The organism is Salipiger bermudensis (assembly GCF_017309175.1).
In the GTDB taxonomy this organism is placed as follows: domain Bacteria; phylum Pseudomonadota; class Alphaproteobacteria; order Rhodobacterales; family Rhodobacteraceae; genus Salipiger; species Salipiger bermudensis.
The window spans coordinates 355,342-374,200 of the sequence record NZ_JAEKJV010000001.1 but is presented as its reverse complement, the minus strand read 5'-3'; the positions used below and the strand labels follow the sequence as shown (position 1 = coordinate 374,200).

General features: G+C 68.6%; 22 protein-coding genes. 5 read left to right on the top strand and 17 right to left on the bottom strand.

What is annotated here, in order from left to right; all coding sequences use genetic code 11:
• Positions 1 to 2 precede the first annotated feature (2 nt).
• The 11 genes from JF542_RS01865 to JF542_RS01815 form a co-directional block, all read right to left on the bottom strand.
• Positions 3 to 665 (bottom strand): phage tail tape measure protein, encoded by a 663-nt coding sequence (locus tag JF542_RS01865; protein ID WP_207074516.1) that lies wholly within the window; start codon positions 663 to 665, stop codon positions 3 to 5.
• Positions 662 to 862, bottom strand: coding sequence for a rcc01693 family protein (locus JF542_RS01860; protein ID WP_207074515.1), 201 nt, complete (start codon positions 860 to 862; stop codon positions 662 to 664). The genes JF542_RS01865 and JF542_RS01860 overlap by 4 nt, the downstream gene beginning before the upstream one ends.
• Positions 862 to 1,182 (bottom strand): gene transfer agent family protein, encoded by a 321-nt coding sequence (locus tag JF542_RS01855; RefSeq protein ID WP_207074514.1) that lies wholly within the window; start codon positions 1,180 to 1,182, stop codon positions 862 to 864. Before JF542_RS01855 ends, JF542_RS01860 begins: the two co-directional genes overlap by 1 nt.
• Positions 1,182 to 1,604, bottom strand: coding sequence for a phage major tail protein, TP901-1 family (locus JF542_RS01850; protein WP_207074513.1), 423 nt, complete (start codon positions 1,602 to 1,604; stop codon positions 1,182 to 1,184). The genes JF542_RS01855 and JF542_RS01850 overlap by 1 nt, the downstream gene beginning before the upstream one ends.
• A 66-nt stretch (positions 1,605 to 1,670) precedes the next feature.
• Positions 1,671 to 2,078: a DUF3168 domain-containing protein gene (locus JF542_RS01845; RefSeq protein WP_207074512.1), complete on the bottom strand. Its 408-nt coding sequence runs from the start codon at positions 2,076 to 2,078 to the stop codon at positions 1,671 to 1,673.
• Positions 2,075 to 2,413 (bottom strand): head-tail adaptor protein, encoded by a 339-nt coding sequence (locus JF542_RS01840; protein WP_207074511.1) that lies wholly within the window; start codon positions 2,411 to 2,413, stop codon positions 2,075 to 2,077. The genes JF542_RS01845 and JF542_RS01840 overlap by 4 nt, the downstream gene beginning before the upstream one ends.
• The gene (locus JF542_RS01835) at positions 2,410 to 3,003 is read right to left on the bottom strand and encodes a head-tail connector protein (RefSeq protein ID WP_207074510.1); all 594 of its coding nucleotides are present in this window, start codon (positions 3,001 to 3,003) and stop codon (positions 2,410 to 2,412) included. Before JF542_RS01835 ends, JF542_RS01840 begins: the two co-directional genes overlap by 4 nt.
• A gap of 151 nt (positions 3,004 to 3,154) precedes the next feature.
• Positions 3,155 to 4,336 carry a phage major capsid protein gene (locus JF542_RS01830; protein ID WP_207074509.1) on the bottom strand — a complete coding sequence of 394 codons (1,182 nt, stop codon included), beginning with the start codon at positions 4,334 to 4,336 and terminating at the stop codon, positions 3,155 to 3,157.
• Positions 4,333 to 4,908, bottom strand: a complete 576-nt coding sequence (locus JF542_RS01825) for an HK97 family phage prohead protease (protein ID WP_207074508.1) — start codon at positions 4,906 to 4,908, stop codon at positions 4,333 to 4,335. Before JF542_RS01825 ends, JF542_RS01830 begins: the two co-directional genes overlap by 4 nt.
• Positions 4,909 to 4,945: 37 nt before the next feature.
• Positions 4,946 to 5,179, bottom strand: coding sequence for a GTA head formation protein, RCAP_rcc01685 family (locus JF542_RS01820; RefSeq protein WP_207074507.1), 234 nt, complete (start codon positions 5,177 to 5,179; stop codon positions 4,946 to 4,948).
• The gene (locus JF542_RS01815) at positions 5,166 to 6,356 is read right to left on the bottom strand and encodes a phage portal protein (protein ID WP_207074506.1); all 1,191 of its coding nucleotides are present in this window, start codon (positions 6,354 to 6,356) and stop codon (positions 5,166 to 5,168) included. The genes JF542_RS01820 and JF542_RS01815 overlap by 14 nt, the downstream gene beginning before the upstream one ends.
• 242 nt (positions 6,357 to 6,598) lie before the next feature.
• Between JF542_RS01815 and JF542_RS01810 the strand changes: the two genes are divergently transcribed.
• Complete coding sequence (locus JF542_RS01810) at positions 6,599 to 7,081, top strand: GNAT family N-acetyltransferase (protein ID WP_207074505.1); 483 nt, start codon at positions 6,599 to 6,601, stop codon at positions 7,079 to 7,081.
• Between the two features lie 7 nt (positions 7,082 to 7,088).
• On the opposite strand, the gene JF542_RS01805 is transcribed toward JF542_RS01810, so the two are convergent.
• From JF542_RS01805 to JF542_RS01780, 6 genes are all read right to left on the bottom strand, one after another.
• The gene (locus tag JF542_RS01805) at positions 7,089 to 8,435 is read right to left on the bottom strand and encodes a DNA-packaging protein (RefSeq protein WP_207074504.1); all 1,347 of its coding nucleotides are present in this window, start codon (positions 8,433 to 8,435) and stop codon (positions 7,089 to 7,091) included.
• Positions 8,371 to 8,712 carry a hypothetical protein gene (locus JF542_RS01800; RefSeq protein WP_007792122.1) on the bottom strand — a complete coding sequence of 114 codons (342 nt, stop codon included), beginning with the start codon at positions 8,710 to 8,712 and terminating at the stop codon, positions 8,371 to 8,373. The genes JF542_RS01805 and JF542_RS01800 overlap by 65 nt, the downstream gene beginning before the upstream one ends.
• A gap of 291 nt (positions 8,713 to 9,003) precedes the next feature.
• On the bottom strand, positions 9,004 to 10,431 hold the full coding sequence (locus JF542_RS01795) for an NAD(P)(+) transhydrogenase (Re/Si-specific) subunit beta (RefSeq protein ID WP_007792119.1): 1,428 nt from the start codon (positions 10,429 to 10,431) through the stop codon (positions 9,004 to 9,006).
• A 15-nt stretch (positions 10,432 to 10,446) separates the two neighbouring features.
• Entirely contained in the window at positions 10,447 to 12,021 is a 1,575-nt protein-coding gene (locus JF542_RS01790) for a Re/Si-specific NAD(P)(+) transhydrogenase subunit alpha (protein ID WP_207074503.1), read from the bottom strand.
• A gap of 128 nt (positions 12,022 to 12,149) precedes the next feature.
• Positions 12,150 to 12,602, bottom strand: coding sequence for a methyltransferase family protein (locus tag JF542_RS01785; protein WP_207074668.1), 453 nt, complete (start codon positions 12,600 to 12,602; stop codon positions 12,150 to 12,152).
• 146 nt (positions 12,603 to 12,748) lie between these two features.
• Positions 12,749 to 13,696 (bottom strand): MBL fold metallo-hydrolase, encoded by a 948-nt coding sequence (locus tag JF542_RS01780; RefSeq protein ID WP_207074502.1) that lies wholly within the window; start codon positions 13,694 to 13,696, stop codon positions 12,749 to 12,751.
• A 130-nt stretch (positions 13,697 to 13,826) separates the two neighbouring features.
• Here JF542_RS01780 and JF542_RS01775 point away from each other — a divergent pair, with 130 nt between their 5' ends.
• From JF542_RS01775 to JF542_RS01760, 4 genes are all read left to right on the top strand, one after another.
• Positions 13,827 to 14,573 (top strand): SDR family NAD(P)-dependent oxidoreductase, encoded by a 747-nt coding sequence (locus tag JF542_RS01775; protein WP_207074501.1) that lies wholly within the window; start codon positions 13,827 to 13,829, stop codon positions 14,571 to 14,573.
• Positions 14,570 to 15,763, top strand: coding sequence for a kynureninase (gene kynU / locus JF542_RS01770; RefSeq protein WP_207074500.1), 1,194 nt, complete (start codon positions 14,570 to 14,572; stop codon positions 15,761 to 15,763). The genes JF542_RS01775 and kynU overlap by 4 nt, the downstream gene beginning before the upstream one ends.
• 362 nt (positions 15,764 to 16,125) lie before the next feature.
• Positions 16,126 to 16,584: a (2Fe-2S)-binding protein gene (locus tag JF542_RS01765; RefSeq protein ID WP_207074499.1), complete on the top strand. Its 459-nt coding sequence runs from the start codon at positions 16,126 to 16,128 to the stop codon at positions 16,582 to 16,584.
• 3 nt (positions 16,585 to 16,587) lie between these two features.
• Positions 16,588 to 18,825, top strand: coding sequence for a xanthine dehydrogenase family protein molybdopterin-binding subunit (locus tag JF542_RS01760; protein WP_207074498.1), 2,238 nt, complete (start codon positions 16,588 to 16,590; stop codon positions 18,823 to 18,825).
• The last annotated feature ends 34 nt before the right edge of the window (positions 18,826 to 18,859 follow it).

Here is an 18,859-nt window from a genome sequence, read left to right as displayed (position 1 = left end):
CCTCAGCGGTTGCGCAGGCCCTGACCCAGCGCGCGGCTCATCTGCGCCGCGATCTGCGACTGGCTGCGGCGGAAACCCTGCACGTCTGGCGTGGTGATGTTCATCACCACCATCGGCGGCTGGTGCGCGGCGCTGGCCCGAACCCCTAGCCGCCCGTCCGGCCCGCGCGAGAGCGGCATGATTGCCTCGGGGCCGGCCTCCCCCATGAGCCCGGTGCCGCCCCGCATCGGGAAGGCCACCGGCCCGTTGACCACCCCGCCCGAGGCAAACGGCATCACCTTGCCCTGCGCGAAGGCGCCGCCTTGCGCGAAGGGCGAGAGCCCACCGAACACCCCGGCCATGCTGCCGGCGATCAGCTCGCCCAGATGATCCGACACCGGTCGCACCGCGGCGCGGTAGGCCGCATCCACCATCGAGCGCGCCACCACACCCAGCGCGTCCGATAGCTTCATTCCGTCGAGGATCACCCCGTCGATGGCCCGCCCCAGCCCAGAGCTCAGCGACCGTTCGAGCCGCGTCACGCTGCCCCCGGTCGCGGAAAACGTCTGGTGGATGCGCTTGAGCTCGGCATCGAACCCCGCCGCCATGGCGCTGGCCGAGCCGAGGCTCGCCTCCAGTGCCGCGATATCGCCGTCGAGATCGCCCGTCTCGCCAAACTCGGTCATTGCCGATCCCCTTTCACCTGATCCGGGAAGGCCGCGAGCAGCTCCTCGAGCCGCGCCCGTCCCATGGGCCTCGCGGCGCTGTCACCGCCCAGCATCAGCCGCAGCTCCGCCGGGGTCAGCGCCCAGAACTCGCAGGGCCGCAGCCCCAGCCCGCGCAGCCCGGCGCGCATCAGCGCGGGCCAGTCGAAGCGCTCCATCAGCCCTCCTCCGGCAGCATGAAGGCCCGCGCCAAGAGCTCCGCCGCCGCCCGCGCCGCCGCCATCGGGCCGCCTGCGATCTCGGCGCGCAGCAGATCCGCCGCAGAGCCTTCCCAGCCGCCGCCGCGCAGCCCGGCGACGATCAGCGCCAGCACGTCACGGGTGCTGCAGCGCCCCTCCTCGAAGCGCTGCGCCAGCGCCACCAGCGTATCGTCGCCCAGGCTTTCCTCGAGCTCGGCCAGCGCCCCCAGCGTCAGCCGCATCACCCGGCGCTCGCCATCAAGCGTCACCGCCACCTCGCCGCGCCACGGGTTCGCCATCAGACCACCGGCACCGGCACGAAGCTCAGCGCGCCCGCCGAGGCCAGCGAGACCTCGTAGGTGGCCTCGCCATTGTGGCTGCCGGCATATTCGATGGCGGTGACCTGAAACGCCCCCTCCACGGTGCCGAAATCCGGGATCACCACCTGGAAGGCCGGCGTGTCGCCATCGAAAAAGATCTGCCGGGCGCGTTCGTCGGTCGCCTGGTCCTTGAACACGCCCGAGCCCGAGATATTGGCCGATTTCACCCCGGCCCCCGCCAAGAGTTCGCGCCAACCACCCTGGCTCTCCAGAGTCGTCACGTCGACGCTCTCGGCGTTGAAGCTCACCCGCGTGGCGCGCAGCCCCGCCATGGTCTCGAACTGGCCGTCGCCGGTCAGGTCCACCTTGACCAAAAGGTCCTTGCCGTTCTGGGCACCCATCTGTCTCGCTCCTTGCTGATCGGCGGAAGCCTCCGCCACGTGTCACTGACTGGTCGTGCCGGCGCCTCACGCGTCCTCGACACGGGCGCGGAAGATCATGTCGATGCGCCTCAGCCCGCCGCTCTCGCGCCGCGCGCGGGCGCGCCGGAAGCGCAGGCTCACAAGCCGCCCCCGCGTCAGCGCCAGCGGCGCATCGTCAAGCGCGTCGTTCGCCGCCGCCGCCACCTCCTTGGCCGACTGGAATCCCGCCGCGTCGCTGATCACCGCCACCGTCAGATCATGCCAGGCGCCGTTCCCATCCGCGTCGGAGGCATCGCGCACCGTCTCGGCGCCGAGCGTCAGGTAGAGCCCCGGAAGCGTCCCGGCAGGCGGCGCGTCGTAGATATGCGCCCCCACGAGCGCCGCAAGCGCCGGATCCCCGGCCAGCCGCTGATAGATCGCACCCTGAAGCGCCGCCGACATCGCGTAGCTCATGCCGCCACCTCCTCGCGTGCCTCGCAGGTGAGATAGAGCCCGCCGGGCTCGGCCTCTGTCACAGCCACGATGCGGAAAAGCCGCGTCTGCTGGCGAAAGCGCTGTCCGGGCAGCGGCCGGTTCGAGGCCCCCAGCGGCGCGCCGCGCACGGTAATACGGAAGGCCCGCACCGACATCGCGCCCGCCTCGCCGGTCGCCTCGCGCCCGGTCTTGGGGCGGATCTCGGCCCAGAGCGTGCCCATGGCGGTCCAGCTCTCCATCTGCCCCCCTGCGCCATCAGGGCTGACCACCGGCGCCTCGAGCACCAGCCTGCGGTTCAATAGCGGAATGCTCATGCGCCAAACCCCATGCGAAGTGGACGGTAGCGCGCGATCAGCGAAGTAACCCCGAACGGCATGCAGCCCTGCCCGAGCCCGGTCGCCTCGCGATACTCGTAGTAGTGTGCCGCCAGCAGCAGCACTGCCTGAGCCAGATCCGCCGGCAGATCATCGAACGCTGCGCCGAAGCCGGCGGTAAAACGAATCTCCGCCGCCCCGCCCTCGGGCAGTGTCGGCAAGGCGGCGCCCTGCGCGCAGAGCCGCGGCGCCTGACCGTCCTGTTCGAGCCGGTAAGCGCTTGTCTCAACGGTCTCGGCTGCACCGAAACGGTCGATCACCTCGACGCCCGTCACCGCCGTCACCGGCGCGATCGGAAAGCGCTCGGCCTGAGCGTCGCGCCAGCGATGCAGCGTCCAGACAAAGCCGCGCGCGATCAGCGCCTTGCTGGTGCGCGCCTCGATCGCCGCCAGCGCCGCGCGCAGGAACGAGCCCAGCACGGCGTCCTGCAGGTCGTCCTCGGCGAAACCAGTGCCGAGCCGCAGGTGCCGCCTCAGCGCGGCGACCGGCAGCGCCGCCTCGGGCAGCTGGGATTCTTCGATCAACATCATCGTTCTTCTCCGCAAACCTCTCCCGACCGCCCACCCGAGCGGGCGCGCACCGCGTGCATTGCTCGGACGGAGGGAGCAGCTGACAACACACGCTTTCCGGCACGCGCCCCACGCGGGCGACCCAAGGTCGCCCCCGTGTCCCGTGACCGGATCAGGCCGTGTCGCAGCGCAGCAGCTTGATCGCCGCAAAGTCGCTCACGTCGCCGCCCACGCGCTTGGTGGCGTAGAACAGGACGTGTGGCTTGGCGCTGAACGGATCGCGCAGCACCCGCAGATCGGGGCGCTCGGCGATGGTGTAGCCGGCCGAGAAATCCCCGACGGCGATGGCATCGGTGCCGCTGCCGATATCGGGCATGTCCTCGGCGATCAGCACCGGGTAACCCAACAGCCGCGCCGGCTCTGCGGCCGCCAGCCCGTCCGACCACAGATGCCGCCCGTCACCATCCTTGAGCTTGCGCAGCGCGCCGGCGGTCTTGGAGTTCATCACGAAGCTCGCCCGCGCCCGGTACTCGGCCCCCAGCGCGTAGACCAGATCGATGATGGCATCGCCATCGCCGATGCCGCCATCAACCCCGCTCGGCACATAGCCGAGATTGCCCCAGGTCCAGACCGCGTTGTCGACCGCGTCGTGATCGAGGAAGCCGCGCGGCTTGTCATCGCCGTCGCCATTCACGAAGGCCGCCGCCTCGGCGCGGGCGAACTTGTCGGCGATGCGCCCCGCGAGCCACATCTCGATGTCGAAGGCGCTGTCGTCGAGCAGCCGCTGGCTCGCCTTCGGCATCGCCGAGAGCTCGTGCAGCTTGATCGCGATGCGGTCGATGGTCGGCGTGCCGGTCTCCGACGAGGCGGCGGTCTCGTCCGCCCAGCCCGCGCCGGTCTCGCCCTGGTCGATCAGCACGTCGTAGGAGGTCGCCTCCACCGTCACCACGCTGGCGATGGCGCGGATCGAGGCGGTGCTGTCGAGTACCGACTTCACCGTCTCCGAGGTCGCCGGATCGACCAGATAGCCGCCATCGCCAGCGACCCCGGTTGACAGCGCCTTGCCCTCAAGCACGAGGCCGCGCAGCCCGTCATCATCGCCGGTGCGGAGATATGCATCGAAAGCTTCGCGGTGCGGCGCGCCGATCTCGGCGGTGGTGGCAAGGGCCGGGCGTCCGCGCGGCGTTGCGTGTTTCGCGTCAAGCATGGTCAGTCGCTCTTCCTGTTGTTGCATTTTCAGCTCAAGGTCGCCCCGCAAGGCCCTGATATCGTCCACAAGCCCCGCGATGGCGGCGCCGACGCGGGTGGCCGGATGGCCGTCCCCGGCCCGGGAGACGTTGTCGGTGTTGGTCATGGTCTCGATCCCGTTCCTGATCGGCGCGCTCCGCTGCGCGCCAAGTCCCGGCGCGCGCGCTCGAGCGCCTGCGCCAGCTCGTCCATCGCCGCCTCGTCGGGGCGTGTGCCCTTGGCCGCGACCCGTGCGCTGGGCAGCATCGGGAAGGTCACCAGCGACACTTCCCAGAGCTCCAGCTCGGTCAGGAGCCTGCGCCCCGTGCCGTCTTTCGTGGCGCGCAGCGTGCGGTAGCCGATCGACAACCCGTCGATGGCCCCCGCCGCGATCAGCGCCGCCGCCTCGCGGCCGCGTTCGACCGTGTCGAGCAGCCGCCCCGTCACGTGCAGGCCACGCGCATCCTCGCGCACCTCATCCCATGTGCCGATGGGCTGCGCCGGATCGTGCTGCCACAGCATCTTCACCGCGCGCCCCTCGGCCGCCAGCCGCTTCAGCGAGGCGGTGTAGGCCCCCGCCGCCACCACGTCGCCGCCCTGATCACAGGCGCCGAAGAGCGAGGCATAGCCCTCGATCCGCGCGCCCTCGCTCAGCGTCACCCCGGTGTCGAAGCGACAGAACTTGTGCTCCAGATCCATTCCCGTTCCTTTCCCGATTGCGTCCCTGCCGCCCCGCCTATGGCGTCGCCACGATGACGCTTTGAAACGCCTGCGCGACGATCACGCCGGCCACGCCGGAGACCGCCAGCCACATCCGCCGCTCGAGCCGTTCGAGCAGCAGCTCCAGCCGGTCGAGCCGCGCGTTGAGCGCATCGACCTGCAGCCGGCTCATCTGCTCATGTGCTTCCAGCTTCAGCGCCGGCGCACAGGCAAAGGGCTCGTAATCCAGCCTGCGATCACTCAACGGCATCTCCCTCCGGCAGATCCGGCAGGCCCAGCATCCGGCGCTTCTCTGCGGCGGTGAGGAACTCGGCCCCCGCGACCCGCGCCCACTGCGCGTCGCGCTCGGCGGCCAGCGCGGGCACCTGGTCAAGATCGGGCATCAGCGCGACCTCTTCTCCCAGATGCGAGGCCAGCCACCGCCCCACCGCCGCCGTCACCCGCGTCGCCAGAGGCAGCACGGTGAGCCGGTAGAAGGCGCGGTGCGCCTCCTGGTAATTGGCAAAGGTCGCCTCGCCGGGGATGCCAAGCAGCATGGGCGGCACCCCGAAGGCCACCGCGATCTCTCGCGCCGCCGCCTCCTTGGTTTTCTGGAATTCCATGTCGGAGGGCGAAAAACCCATCGGTTTCCAGTCGAGCCCGCCCTCGAGCAGCATCGGCCGCCCGGCATTGCGCGCGCCCTGGTGCAGCAACTCCATCTCGTCGCGCAGACGCTGGAACTGATCCGCCGCCATGCCGCCCTGTCCGTCACCTGCGGTCCAGACGATGGCGCCCGAGGGCCGTGCCGCGTTGTCGAGCAGCGATTTCGACCAGCGGCTGGCACTGTTGTGCACGTCCACCGCCTGCGCCGCCGCCTGAACCGGCGACAGCCCGTAATGGTCATCCTGCGGGTGGAACGCCTTGATATGACAGATCGGCGCGGCACTGTTGGTCACCTCGAAGCGGTGCCGGCGGGCGTCGACCATGTAGTCATAGGCCACCGGCCAGCCATCCGGCCCCGGCACCAGCCGCATCCGGTCCGAGCGCAGAACGTGCAGCTCCGCCGGCAGCCGCGCCGCGCCCGGCACCGCCTCGACATAGGCATCCCCCGACAGCAGCAGATGACCGTAGAGTGCCTCGAAGAGCTCCGCCTTGCCCTGCGCCGGGTTCGGCGCCGTCACCAGCGACAAAAGCGGATGCTGGGAAAAGCGCTGCTCGGCATCCTGTAGCACCAACGGCAGCGCAGCGGCGGCTTCGGCGATCAGCTTCACAGCCCGGAACCCCACCGGGTTGCCGCTGAACCCCGAGCGCGTCAGCGAGCCGCCGTCGCGCGGACTCCACGCCACTCGCCCAGACCCCGCATAGGCCATCAGCGGCCCCGTGGCCGAAGCCTTGGCTTCGGTCTCCACCGCCGCCTCGCGATCCCTGCGCAGAAAATCGAACACCATCGCTCGCCGCTCCTTCACCCGATCCAGTGCGAACCGCCGGGTCCGCATCGCGTTGAGGAAGGACACTATAAACGAGAGATTAAGCACCTCTGGCGGCTGCGCACGGGCAGCTCGCAACGGACCATCGCGCGGCAAAGCCGCTATGCGCCCAGCGCACTAGCGCTTCCCGATGCGCCTCGATAGTCTCCCGCAACGCGACAGAATGCTGCGTGAAGACGAATGGAATTGTACGGAAGTTCTAGATGACCACCGAGACGACACAGACCACTCTGCGCCCGCTCCTGGCCGATGATGCCACCACCGTGGCCGAGATCTTCCGCGACGCCGTGCTCAACGGCACCACCGCCCACTACACCGAAACCGAGCGCGAGGCCTGGGCCGGGCCCAAGCCCGACCCGGAGCGCTGGCGCGACCGCGTCGGCAGCTCGGTCGGGCTGATGGCAGAGCGTGACGGCACACCGCTTGGCCTGATGACGCTCGTCGCCCCCGGTCATATTGATCTCGCCTTCGTGCGCCCCTCCGCCGCCGGTCAGGGCATCGGGGCCGAGCTTCTCGCCGCGCTCACGCAGATCGCCCGCGCCAGCGGCGCGCGCGAGCTGACCGCCGATGTCAGCAAGGCCGCCCGGCCCTTCTTCGAGCGCCACGGCTTCTACGTCCTGCGCCAGCAGAGTGTCATCCGACGCGGCGTGGCGCTGATCAACTACGCCATGCAAAAGCCGCTCTGAGCCACACTCAGATCACCCGCAACGCCGGCCGCCGCCAGCCCTGCATCGGCGTCACGATGAGCTCGGTCAGTGCCCAGACCAGCGCATCCACCCGGTCGGGCGAACCGTGCCCCGCGAAGCCCGAGACCGTCATCAGCCCCATCTGCTCCTCGAGCGTGTCGAGCCCGCCGCAATGCGCCACCCGGCCCTGCTCGTAAAGCGCCGCCACCGGCTCCGCCCGCGCCGTCTTGCCGCGCGTGGCGTGCACCTTGCGCAAGGGCACCTGCGGCGCCACCTGCCGCAGCACCGTCTCGACCATCGCACCGCCCTGGTTGACCTCGGCCACCACCCGGTCGGCCTGCCATCGCCTGTAGGCCGCCGCCACCGCCTCGGCCCAGCCGGTGGGCGAGGCGCCCTGCACGCTGGCATCCTCCAGCACCCAGGCCCGCCACGCCTGCGGCGGTCCCGCGCAGACCGCCCCTGCCACCACGATCCCGCAGGCATCCGCTCCCTGCCCCTCGCCCGCCGGCGGATCCACCGCGACGACGATGCGGTCGAAACGCTCGGGCATCTCCGCCCCCCGCGCGCGCTCCAGCACCGCCTGCGTCCAGAGCGTGCCGTCCACATCGGTCACAAGCACGCCGTCGAGCTCCTGCCGCGCCAGCCGCGTGTTGCCGTAGCGCGCCCGCACCTCCCGCAGGAACGACGCCGCGAGGTTGGCCCGGTTGGCCTCGGTCTTGGCATGGGTCACCACAGTGCTGTCCAGCTCCAGCAGCTCCTTCAGCACGCCCACGTTGCGCGGCGTGGTGGTGACGCAGACCTGCGGTCGCTCGCCCAGCCGCAGCGCGAATTGCAGCATGTCCCAGGTTTCGCGCGCCTTCTTCCACTTGGCCAGCTCGTCGACCCAGGCGGCATCGAATTGCGGCCCGCGCAGCCCTTCCGGGTCATGCGCCGAGAACACCATCGCCTCGGCGCCGTTGGGCCAGACCAGACACCGCCGCCCGGCATGCCAGTCGGGCCGCCGGTCGGGCGGCGAACAGGCGAGGATGCCGCTCTCGCCGAACACCATCACCTCGCGCACCTGGTCCAGCGTCTCGCCCACCAGCGCCACCCGCCGGCAGCGCCCGGGCGACAGCGGCAGCGCGCCCTCGACGCAGGTGCGCACCCATTCCGCCCCGGCCCGGGTCTTGCCCGCCCCGCGCCCGCCCATGATCACCCATGCGCGCCAACAGCCCTCGGGCGGCAACTGATGCGGCATGGCCCAGAATTCGAAAAGAAAGGGGAGTGCCAGGCACTCCCCCTCGGTCAGCTCACTCAGGAAGCTCTCCCGCACCGCAGCAGCGGCGGAGGCGAGCCATGCGGCACCCGATCTCATCGCGCGCCCGTTCGAGATCGAGAGCCCAGTCTCCCGCAAGGCCTTTCTGTTTTCGTCTGACATTGGCGATCTGCGCCTCCGTTTCGTGCGACGCCCTCATCCAGTAGCGGACATCGCTCATCAGCTTGCCCGCGTCGGTCTTCGACACCGCCTTCCCGTCTTCGATCTGCGCCTTGAGGCGTCTTATGTCCGCGCCGAGGTCCCGCAGAACGTCGGCGATGCGGTCGCGCTCGTCTTCGAGTCGCGACATCTCCTCTTCGAGGTGGACCAGGATCATGCTCGATACCTTTCTTGCCTGTAGGTCTCCGCCCGAGGCAGCCAAACGCACAACGCAAGAAAGCCCCACGGGGGCCTGTCCCCGGGGGCCGTGTGCGCGGCTTGTCCAGCATGTCTGAAAAGGTACGCCCGAGCGCGCGGCGGGTCAAGTTTCCGCACCGAACGCCGCCTTACAAGCACCTGTTAACGCTTGATGATAGCGCCGCGCCGTTGGCAAGGAAAAGGGCGCGGCACCATCAGGTGCCGCGCCCGCAGGATGCGCCCTCACGGGCCCATCGATCGAGTGACCGGATCAGTCGAGCCGGGTCAGGAGATCGCCCACCGATGCCTTGGCGTCGCCATAGAACATGCGGGTGTTGTCCTTGTAGAACAGCGGGTTCTCGATGCCCGAGTAACCGGTGCCCTGGCCGCGCTTCGACACGAAGACCTGCTTCGCCTTCCACACTTCCAGAACCGGCATGCCGGCGATCGGCGAGTTCGGGTCTTCCTGTGCCGCCGGGTTCACGATGTCGTTCGAGCCGATCACGATGACCACGTCGGTCTCCGGGAAGTCCTCGTTGATCTCGTCCATCTCGAGCACGATGTCGTAGGGCACCTTGGCCTCGGCCAACAGCACGTTCATGTGCCCGGGCAGACGGCCGGCAACGGGGTGGATCGCGAAGCGAACCTCCTTGCCCTTGGCGCGCAGCTTGCGGGTCAGTTCCGCCACGTTCTGCTGGGCCTGTGCCACCGCCATGCCGTAGCCCGGCACGATGATGATGCTGTCGGCCTCGTCGAGCGCCGTCGACACGCCATCGGCGTCGATCGCCACCTGTTCGCCCTCGATCTCCGCTGCCGGACCGGCGGTGCCGCCGAAGCCGCCAAGGATCACCGAGATGAACGAGCGGTTCATCGCCTTGCACATGATGTAGGACAGGATGGCACCCGAGGAGCCCACCAGCGCACCGACCACGATGAGCAGGTCATTGCCCAGCGAGAAGCCGATCGCCGCCGCGGCCCAGCCCGAATAGCTGTTGAGCATCGACACCACCACCGGCATGTCGGCGCCGCCGATGCCCATGATCAGGTGATAGCCGATGAACAGCGCGCAGAGCGTCATCAGGAACAGCGGGAAGAAGCCGCCGGTGCCCATGTACCAGAACAGGCAGAGCAGCGAGATCGCCGCCGCCGCCGCGTTCAGGATGTGGCCGCCGGGCAGTTTCTTGGCCGCCGAGCTCACCTTGCCGGCCAGCTTGCCATAGGCAATGACCGAGCCGGTGAAGGTGATGGCACCGATGAACACGCCGAGGAAGAGCTCGACCGACAGGATGCTGAGCTCGACCGGGGCCTTGTGAGCCACCAGTTCCGCGAAGGCGCCATGCGCCTCGGCGGCATCCGGGCCGGTCACGGCCTTCATGGTGAAATGCGCGTTGTAGCCCACGAACACCGCCGCCAGACCGACGAGCGAGTGCATCGCCGCGACAAGCTGCGGCATCTCGGTCATCTCGACCTTCTTGGCCACGTAGATGCCGATGATGCCACCCGCCGCGATCAGGATGATCGACAGCAGCCACAGGCCTGAGCCGGGCCCGATCAGCGTCGCGAACACCGCCAGCGCCATGCCGACAATGCCGTACCAGACGGCGCGTTTCGCGCTCTCCTGCCCCGAAAGGCCGCCGAGCGAGAGGATGAAGAGGACTGCCGCGACCACATAGGCCGCCGTAGTGAATCCGAATTCCATGTCTGTGGCCTCCCCTTACGACTTCTGGAACATGGCGAGCATGCGCCGTGTGACCATGAAACCGCCGAAGATGTTGATGCCGGCCATGAAGACCGAGACGGCGGCGAGGAGGATCACCAGCCACGAGCCCGAGCCGATCTGCATCAGCGCGCCGAGGATGATGATCGAGGAAATGGCGTTGGTGACGGCCATCAGCGGGGTGTGCAGCGAGTGGCTGACGTTCCAGATCACCTGGAAGCCGACGAACACCGACAGCACGAACACGATGAAGTGCTGCATGAAGCTCGCGGGCGCCACGAGGCCCACCGCCAGCAGCAGCACGCCGCCGATGCCCAGCAGGGTGACCTGCTGCTTGGTCTGCGCCTTGAACGCCGCGGCTTCCGCCGCGCGCTTCTCTTCCGGCGTCAGTTCCGGCGCCTTCTCCTTCGGCTTCTGCGCTGCGATCGCCTTGGTCTTCGGCGGCGGCGGCGGCCAGGTCACGTCATGCTTGTGCGCAATGGTCGCGCCGCGGATGACGTCATCCTCCATGTTGTGATTGACCATGCCGTCCTTCTCGGGCGTCAGGTCGGTCATCATGTGGCGGATGTTGGTGGCGTAGAGGCTCGAGGACTGCGTTGCCATGCGCGAGGGGAAGTCGGTATAGCCGACGATGGTCACGCCATTGTCGGTGACGATCTTCTCGTCCTTGACGGTGAGCTTGCAGTTGCCGCCCTTCTCCGCCGCGAGGTCGATGATCACCGAGCCACGCTTCATCGCCGCGACCATGTCCGGCGTCCAGAGCTCGGGCGCCTCGCGGTTGGGGATCAGCGCCGTGGTGATGACGATGTCCATCTCGGGTGCCAGCTCACGGAACTTGGCCAGCTGCGCTTCCCGGAATTCCGGCGAAGACACGGAGGCATAGCCGCCGGAGCTCGAGCCGTCCGCCTGCTCTTCCTCGAAGTCGAGATAGACGAACTCCGCGCCCATCGACTCGACCTGCTCGGCCACTTCCGGACGCACGTCGAAGGCGTAGGTGATGGCGCCCAGCGAGGTGGCGGTGCCGATGGCGGCGAGGCCGGCCACACCGGCGCCGACGATCAGCACCTTGGCGGGCGGCACCTTGCCGGCGGCGGTCACCTGGCCGGTGAAGAAGCGGCCGAAATTGTTGCCCGCCTCGATCACCGCGCGGTAGCCCGCGATGTTGGCCATCGAGCTCAGCGCGTCCATCTTCTGGGCGCGGCTGATGCGCGGCACCATGTCCATGGCGATGACGCTGGCGCCCTTGTCGGCCGCCTCTTTCATCAGCTCTTCGTTCTGGGCCGGCCAGAAGAACGAAATCAGGGTCTTGTCGGCGCTCAGGCGGCCAACTTCCTCATCACTCGGCGGTTGCACCTTGGCGATGATGTCGGCCTGCGACCAGAGCGCATCCGGCCCGTCGACGACGGCGACGCCGGCTTCCTCATAGGCGGCGTCGGCAAACCCTGCCTTCACGCCCGCCCCGGTTTCGATGACGCAGTCATAGCCGAGCTTCTGAAGCTGCAGCGCCGACTCCGGCGTCATCGCAACCCGGTTTTCTCCTGCCGCCAACTCCTTTGGCGTTCCGATCTTCACGTCTTGGATCCCCCTTGGTTCCTAAGGTCTTTCGTTACGTTGCGGCACAAGCCGTATGCCCCGGGTCTATCCTGCAGGCCCGCGGCTCACAATGTGGTCGCGCCGGTTAATCACATTCCACCGTGATTTTAAAGCCACCGTCTCGTTTGTTGCGAGTATCTGACGTAACGCGCAACAAACTTTCGCTGCAATCGCACCTCTTCTTTCTCGATGAAGCGCTTTTCCACAACCCAGACAAAGATCGGAACCAGCGCCAGCGACAGCACCGCGTCGAGATAGAGGATGATCCCCAGCAGGATCATCACGTCCCCCACGTAAATCGGGTTGCGCGACAGCTTGAAGACACCGCCCGTGACAAGCTGCGCCGCCTCGTCATGCGGCATGAAACTGGTGCGGTTTCGGCGCAGCTCGATCAGCGCCAGGGCCGCCAGCAGCAGCCCGCCACCGACGAACAGCCCGCCGAGCAGATCCGCCCAGACCGGGCCAAAGCTCAGACCCACGGGGTGGTTGCGTGCCTGCCAATAGGCAACGCACAGGAAAGCCAGCAACCAGACCGGCGGAATATCGATCCACTTCCGTATCACGCGAGCGTCCAGCCCTCTTTCTGCACATCCAACGCCAAGAGGCGACAAGAGCGGCGCCGGGTCAAGAGGCCCGGCGCCGCTCCCTCGTTTTGCCTATGCCGCCTTGCGCCGGCGCCTTCAGTCTTCTGCGTGCCCGCGGCGCGTCATTCCCATTCCATTTCCTCGAACACCCGCCCGGCATTCTTGGTGGCCAGTTCCTCGAACGTGTCGAGCCGGGCCCAGTTCGACTGATCGACATAGAACGCACCGGCAAGATCGCCACCCTCGTCGATATGGGTGCGGATCTTGGCGCGCAGATCCTTGAGGTAATCCGAGGTGTAGCGCGTCACCTGCGCCATGTTCGTCGGGTGCCCGTGGCCGGGGACCACGTAGGTCGCGCCCAGATCGGTGAACGGGCCGTCGAAGGTCTCGATCCAGCAGCTCGTGCAGGTCTCGGCGAAGATCGGCGGCATGCGCTCGTGAAAGGCGATGTCGCCGGCGATGACAATGCCCCATTGCGGGATCCAGACCTGCACATCGCCCGGATCGTGTGCCGGACCGAGATGCAGCACCTCGATGGTCACATCCCCCATCTCGACCGTGTAATTGTCGGAAAAGGACAAGTTCGGCACCGAGATCGTGGTGCCTTCGGCCTTGTCTTGGTTGTATCTCTGCATGCCCTGCAGAATGAAATCGCCGTCTTTCTCGACCACCTCGATGGCATCCTCGTGCGCCAGGACGTCGACCCCGAGCCCGGCCCAGTAGGCATTGCCGAGCACCGCGTGCCCCTGCCCGTTCTCGTTGATCACCAGCTTCACCGGCTGGTCGGTGACCGCCTTGATCTCGTCGTGCAGCGCCTTCGCCAGCCTCACCGAGGCGCCGCCATTGATCACCACCACGCCGTCGCCGGTCTCGATGAAGCTGAGGTTGTTGTTGTGCCCCGAGTTCTCATAGGTCGGCGGCGCCGTCGCCCCGATGGCGCTCCACACATGCGGAATGAATTCCACCGGTTTGCTGTAAAGCTCGGACTGCGGATAAAGATCCGCAATATCCTCATGCGCCGCGGCCGCCCCGGCCAGCAGCACGCCTGCAATCGTCATCGAAAGCCGCATGACATCTCCTCCTCCTTGGATTGGTCAACACATTCACAGATGAGCATAGGTTAGACAAGCGGCAATCCCGCATCTTGCCTGCGACGCGAAACCGCGTCAGGGTCGCGCGACCACATGAGACGGGGGCGGAATGCTGGAGGGACGACACGCGCTGGTGACCGGCGGAGGCACCGGGATCGGGCTGTCGATCGCCCGCGCCCTTGCCGAGGCCGGCGCCAGCGTCACCATCTGCGGACGCCGCGCCGAGGTGCTCGAGGCGGCAGGCGCGCCGCTGCATCCGCAGGTGATGGACGTGACCGACGAGGCCTCGGTGCGTGTGGGCATCGCGGCGGCCACCGCCGCCCGCGGCCCGGTGCAGATCCTGATCGCCAATGCCGGCCTCGCCCGACCCGCCCAGTTCCCAGACATCTCGCTCGAGGACTGGCGCGGGAGCCTCGCCGCCAATCTCGACGGCGCCTTCCTGACCACCCGCGAGGTGCTGCCCGCCATGCTCGAGGCCGGCTGGGGCCGGGTCATTGCGATTTCCTCCATCGCCGGGGTCAAGGGCATGAAACGCGCAGCTCCTTACGTCGCCGCCAAGCACGGGCTGGTTGGGCTGATGCGCGCCCTCTCCGCCGATCATCTCGCCCAGCCCGTCACCTTCAACGCGCTCTGCCCGGCCTATGTCGAGACCGACATCGCCCGGCAGAATATCGCCCGCGTCATGCAGCGCGAGGGGCTCGGCCGCGACGCGGCCACCGCCATCGTGCAGTCCGCCAACCCCCATGGCCGTCTGATCCCGCCAGAGGACATCGCCAGCGCCGCGCTCTGGCTCTGCGGTCCCGGCTCCGACAGCATCGACGGTCAGGCCATCCAGATTTCCGGAGGAGAATTTTGACCGATTTCGCCTGGACCCGCGAGCAGTTCCACATCCCGCTGGGGCTGATCTATCTCGACGGCAACTCGCTGGGCCCGCTGCCCAAATCCACCCCCGCCCGGCTCGAGCGCATGCTTTCCGAGGAATGGGGCGAGCACCTGATCGGCGGCTGGAACACCTGCGGCTGGATGGAGATGCCGATGCGTCTCGGCGATCGGCTCGGACGCCTGATCGGCGCCGCGCCGGGCCAGACCGTGGTCGGCGACACGCTGTCGATCAAGGTCTTCCAGGCCCTCGCGGCGGCGCTGCAACTGCGGCCCGAGCGCCGGGTGATCCTGTCAGATCGCGGCAACTTCCCCTCCGATCTCTACATGGCCGAAGGCCTCATCCGCCTGCTCGGCGACCGCCACGAGCTGCGCCTCGTCGCCCCGCACGAGCTCGAGGACGCGATCACCGACGAGGTCGCGGCGCTGCTGGTGACCGAGGTCGACTACCGCACCGGCCGCCGCCATGACGTGGCGGCGCTCACCGCCAAGGCGCACGAGATGGGCGCGCTGGCGATCTGGGATCTCGCGCATTCCGCCGGCGCGGTGCCGGTAGACGTGACCGCCGGCAAGGCGGATTTCGCCGTCGGCTGCACCTACAAATACATCAATGCCGGCCCCGGCGCGCCGGCCTTCATCTACATAGCCCCCGAACACGCGGAAGAGGCCGACCCGGCGCTCGCCGGCTGGCTCGGCCATGCCTCGCCCTTCGCCTTCGAGCAGGGCTACCGCCCCGGCGAGGGCATCGAGCGCATGCGCGTCGGCACCCCGCCGGTGCTGCAGATGGCGGCGCTCGACGCGGCGCTCGACATCTGGGACAAGGTCGACATGGCCAAGCTGCGCCGGCGTTCGCTCGATCTCACCGCGCTGATGATCGACGAGGTCGAGACCCACTGCCCGGGCCTGCGCCTCGCCACCCCGCGCGACGGCACCGCCCGCGGCAGCCAGGTCTCGTTCCGGTCGGAGCATGGCTACGCCATCATGCAGGCGCTGATCGATCTCGGGGTGGTGGGCGATTTCCGCGCCCCCGACATCCTGCGCTTCGGCATCACGCCGCTCTATATCGGCGAGGCCGAGATCCACGAGGCGGTCGAGGTGCTGGCCCGGATCCTGCGGGGCGCGCTCTGGGATCAGCCGAAGTACCAGCGCCGCAAACGCGTCACCTGAGGCGCTTGGAGGCCGGGGCGGCCTCACCTGCCCCGCCTGCCTCGATGCCCGACACCGCCGCCACCGCTGCAACAGCCCCTCCATCGGCCGCGCGTCAGCGCCCCCGAAGCGCCCACACCCCATCTTCTTCACGTCGAGAAATACTCACGGCCGAGCACCCACCACACACCACGACCCCGAGCAAAGGCGTCACCCAGCCCAAGCGCCCGGAGACGGCGGCCCGAAGGGCCGCAAGGCGACAAGACCTGCGCGCCGCAGGCGCACCGCCCGCTTGCGGTCGCAGCGTCAGTCCAGCCTGCGATTGACGCCACCGCAAGGTTCTCCGACACTGCATGGACCGCACCCGGCAAGAGGAGGCCGCGATGCCCGCCACGCTCACCGTCAACGGAACCGCGCACGAGGTCGATCTTCCGGAGGAGGTCCCCCTGCTCTGGGTGCTGCGCGACGCGCTGAACCTCACCGGCACCAAGTATGGCTGCGGCGTCGCCGCCTGCGGCGCCTGCACGGTCCAGATCGACGGCGAGGCGGTGCGCTCCTGCCAGGTGGCGCTCGGCGATGTCTGGGGCGATGTCACCACCATCGAAGGCCTCGGCACACCCGACAACCTGACCAGGCTCCAGCAGGCCTGGATCGACCATCAGGTGGCGCAATGCGGCTACTGCCAGTCCGGCCAGATCATGCAGGCCGCCGCCCTTCTTGCGGAGACCCCGCAGCCCGACGATGCCGCCATCGACGCCGCCATGGCTGGCAATCTCTGCCGCTGCGGCACCTATCCCCGCATCCGCGCCGCGATCCGCGCCGCCGCCGGCATGGAAAGCTGAGCCATGTCGCGTCTCGGAACCATCGCCCGCCGCAGCTTTCTCTTCGGCTCCGTGGCCATCGCCGGCGGCGTCGCGCTCGGGGTCTGGTACCTGCGCAGCCCCGGCACCAATCCGCTGCGCCCCGAGCCCGACCATACCACGCTCAACCCCTTCGTGCTGATCGACCGTGAAGGCGTCACCCTGATCGCGCCCCGGGCCGAGATGGGCCAGGGCACCCAGACCACCTGGGCCGCGCTGATCGCCGAGGAGATGGACCTCGCCTGGGATCAGGTCCGCGTGCTGCACGGGCCGCCTGCGCAGGCCTATTACAACAGCGCCCTGATGGCCGAGAACGCCCCCGGCCCGGCCTATGGCAAGAGCGCGTTCCAGCACGCGGTGGGCAACGCCCTGGGCACGCTGGGCAAGCCGCTCCGGATGCAGGTCACCGGAGGCTCGACGGCGATGAAGGATGGCTATGAGCGCATGCGCGCCGCCGGGGCCGCGGCCCGCGAGATGCTCAAGGCCGCCGCCGCCGCGCGTCTTGGCACCGATCCCGGCCTGCTGACCACCCAAGACGGCGCGGTGATCGGACCGGACGGCCAGCGCCTTCCCTATCCCGAGTTGGCCTCCGAGGCCCGCTACCATGCCCCGCGCGAGGTGCTGCTGCGCGATCCCTCCGAGTGGACGCTGCTCGGCACGCCCTTGCCCCGCCTCGACATGGTGGCGAAATCGACCGGCACCGCGGAATACAGCATCGACGTGCGCCCCGAGGGGCTGCGCTTCGCCGCCATCCGCATGTCACCGCGCCGCGCGGGCATGCAGCGCTTCGATGCCGAGACGGCCGAGACCATGCCCGGTGTCGAGAAGGTGGTCGATCTCGGCGACGGCGTCGCGGTGATCGCGACCAACACCTGGCTCGCCCAACAAGCGGTCGACGCCATCGAGGTCGACTGGGCGCCCGCGCCCTACCCCGAGACCACTGACGCCATCATGAGCGAGATCGAGGCCGCCTTCGATCGCCCCCCGGACAGCACGCTCCTTGATCGCGGCAACGCCGACAGCCTGCCCGAAGGGGCCACCGAGATCACCGCCGAATACCGCGTGCCGTTCCTCGCCCACGCCACCATGGAGCCGCTCAACGCCACCGCTCATATCACCGCAGGTGGGCTCGAGATCTGGACCGGCAACCAGCTGCCCACCTTCACCCGCAGCGCCTGCGCCGATGCCGCGGGCCTGCCAGAAAACCGCGTCACCGTGCACACCACCCAAATGGGTGGCGGCTTCGGGCGGCGCGGCGAGCTCGACTTCTCGGTCCTTGCCACCCGCGTCGCCATGGCTCTGCCCGGCACGCCGGTGATGACCACATGGTCGCGCGAAGAGGACATGCGCCGCGATTTCTACCGTCCTGCCGCCATCGCCCGGATGCGCGGTGCGGTGCAGGATGGCGGGGCCGTTCTCTTCGATGCCGCCGTTGCCGGCCCCTCGACCGCGCGGCAGGCGCTCGAGCGCTGGATGGGGTTCGCGCCGCCGGGGCCCGACAAGGTGCATGTGGAGGGCCTCTGGAACCAGCCCTACGCCATCCCCAACGCCCGCGCCCGCGGCCATATCGCGCCCGATCTGAAGGTGCCGGTGGGGTTCTGGCGCTCGGTCGGCAACAGCTACAACGGCTTCTTCCACGAGAGCTTTATCGACGAGATGGCTCATGCCGCCGGGGCCGATCCGCTGGAGTTCCGCCTTACCCTCGCCCACGACGCGTGGCGTCCGGCGGCCCGGGTGCTCGAGGCGGTTCGCGAGATGTCGGGCTGGCCCGACAAGCCCGAGGGCACCGGGCGCGGCGTCGCCATGTGCTTCAGCTTCGGCACCCCGGTGGCCTGCGTCATCGAGGTGGCCGAAAGCGAGGATGGCATCCGCATCCCCCGGGCGTGGATGGCGGCGGATGTCGGCGTGGCGCTCGATCCCGGCATTATCGACCAGCAGCTCGTGGGCGGGCTGGTCTATGGCCTCTCGGCGGCGATGATGGGCGAGATCACCTTCTCGGGCGGCATGGCCGATCAAGAGAACTTCTACGACTACGATGCCCTGCGCCTGCCGCAGATGCCGCAGGTCGAAACCCGCATCCTCGAGACCCAGCGCTGGATCAGCGGCATCGGAGAGCCCGGAACGCCGCCAGCAGCCCCGGCTCTGGCCAATGCGCTCTTTGACCTGACCGGCACCCGGCATCGCAGCCTGCCGCTGAACCGCAGCGTGACCTTCTCGAGCTGAGACAGGTCCCACCCGGTGTGTCACCCCCGCGTTC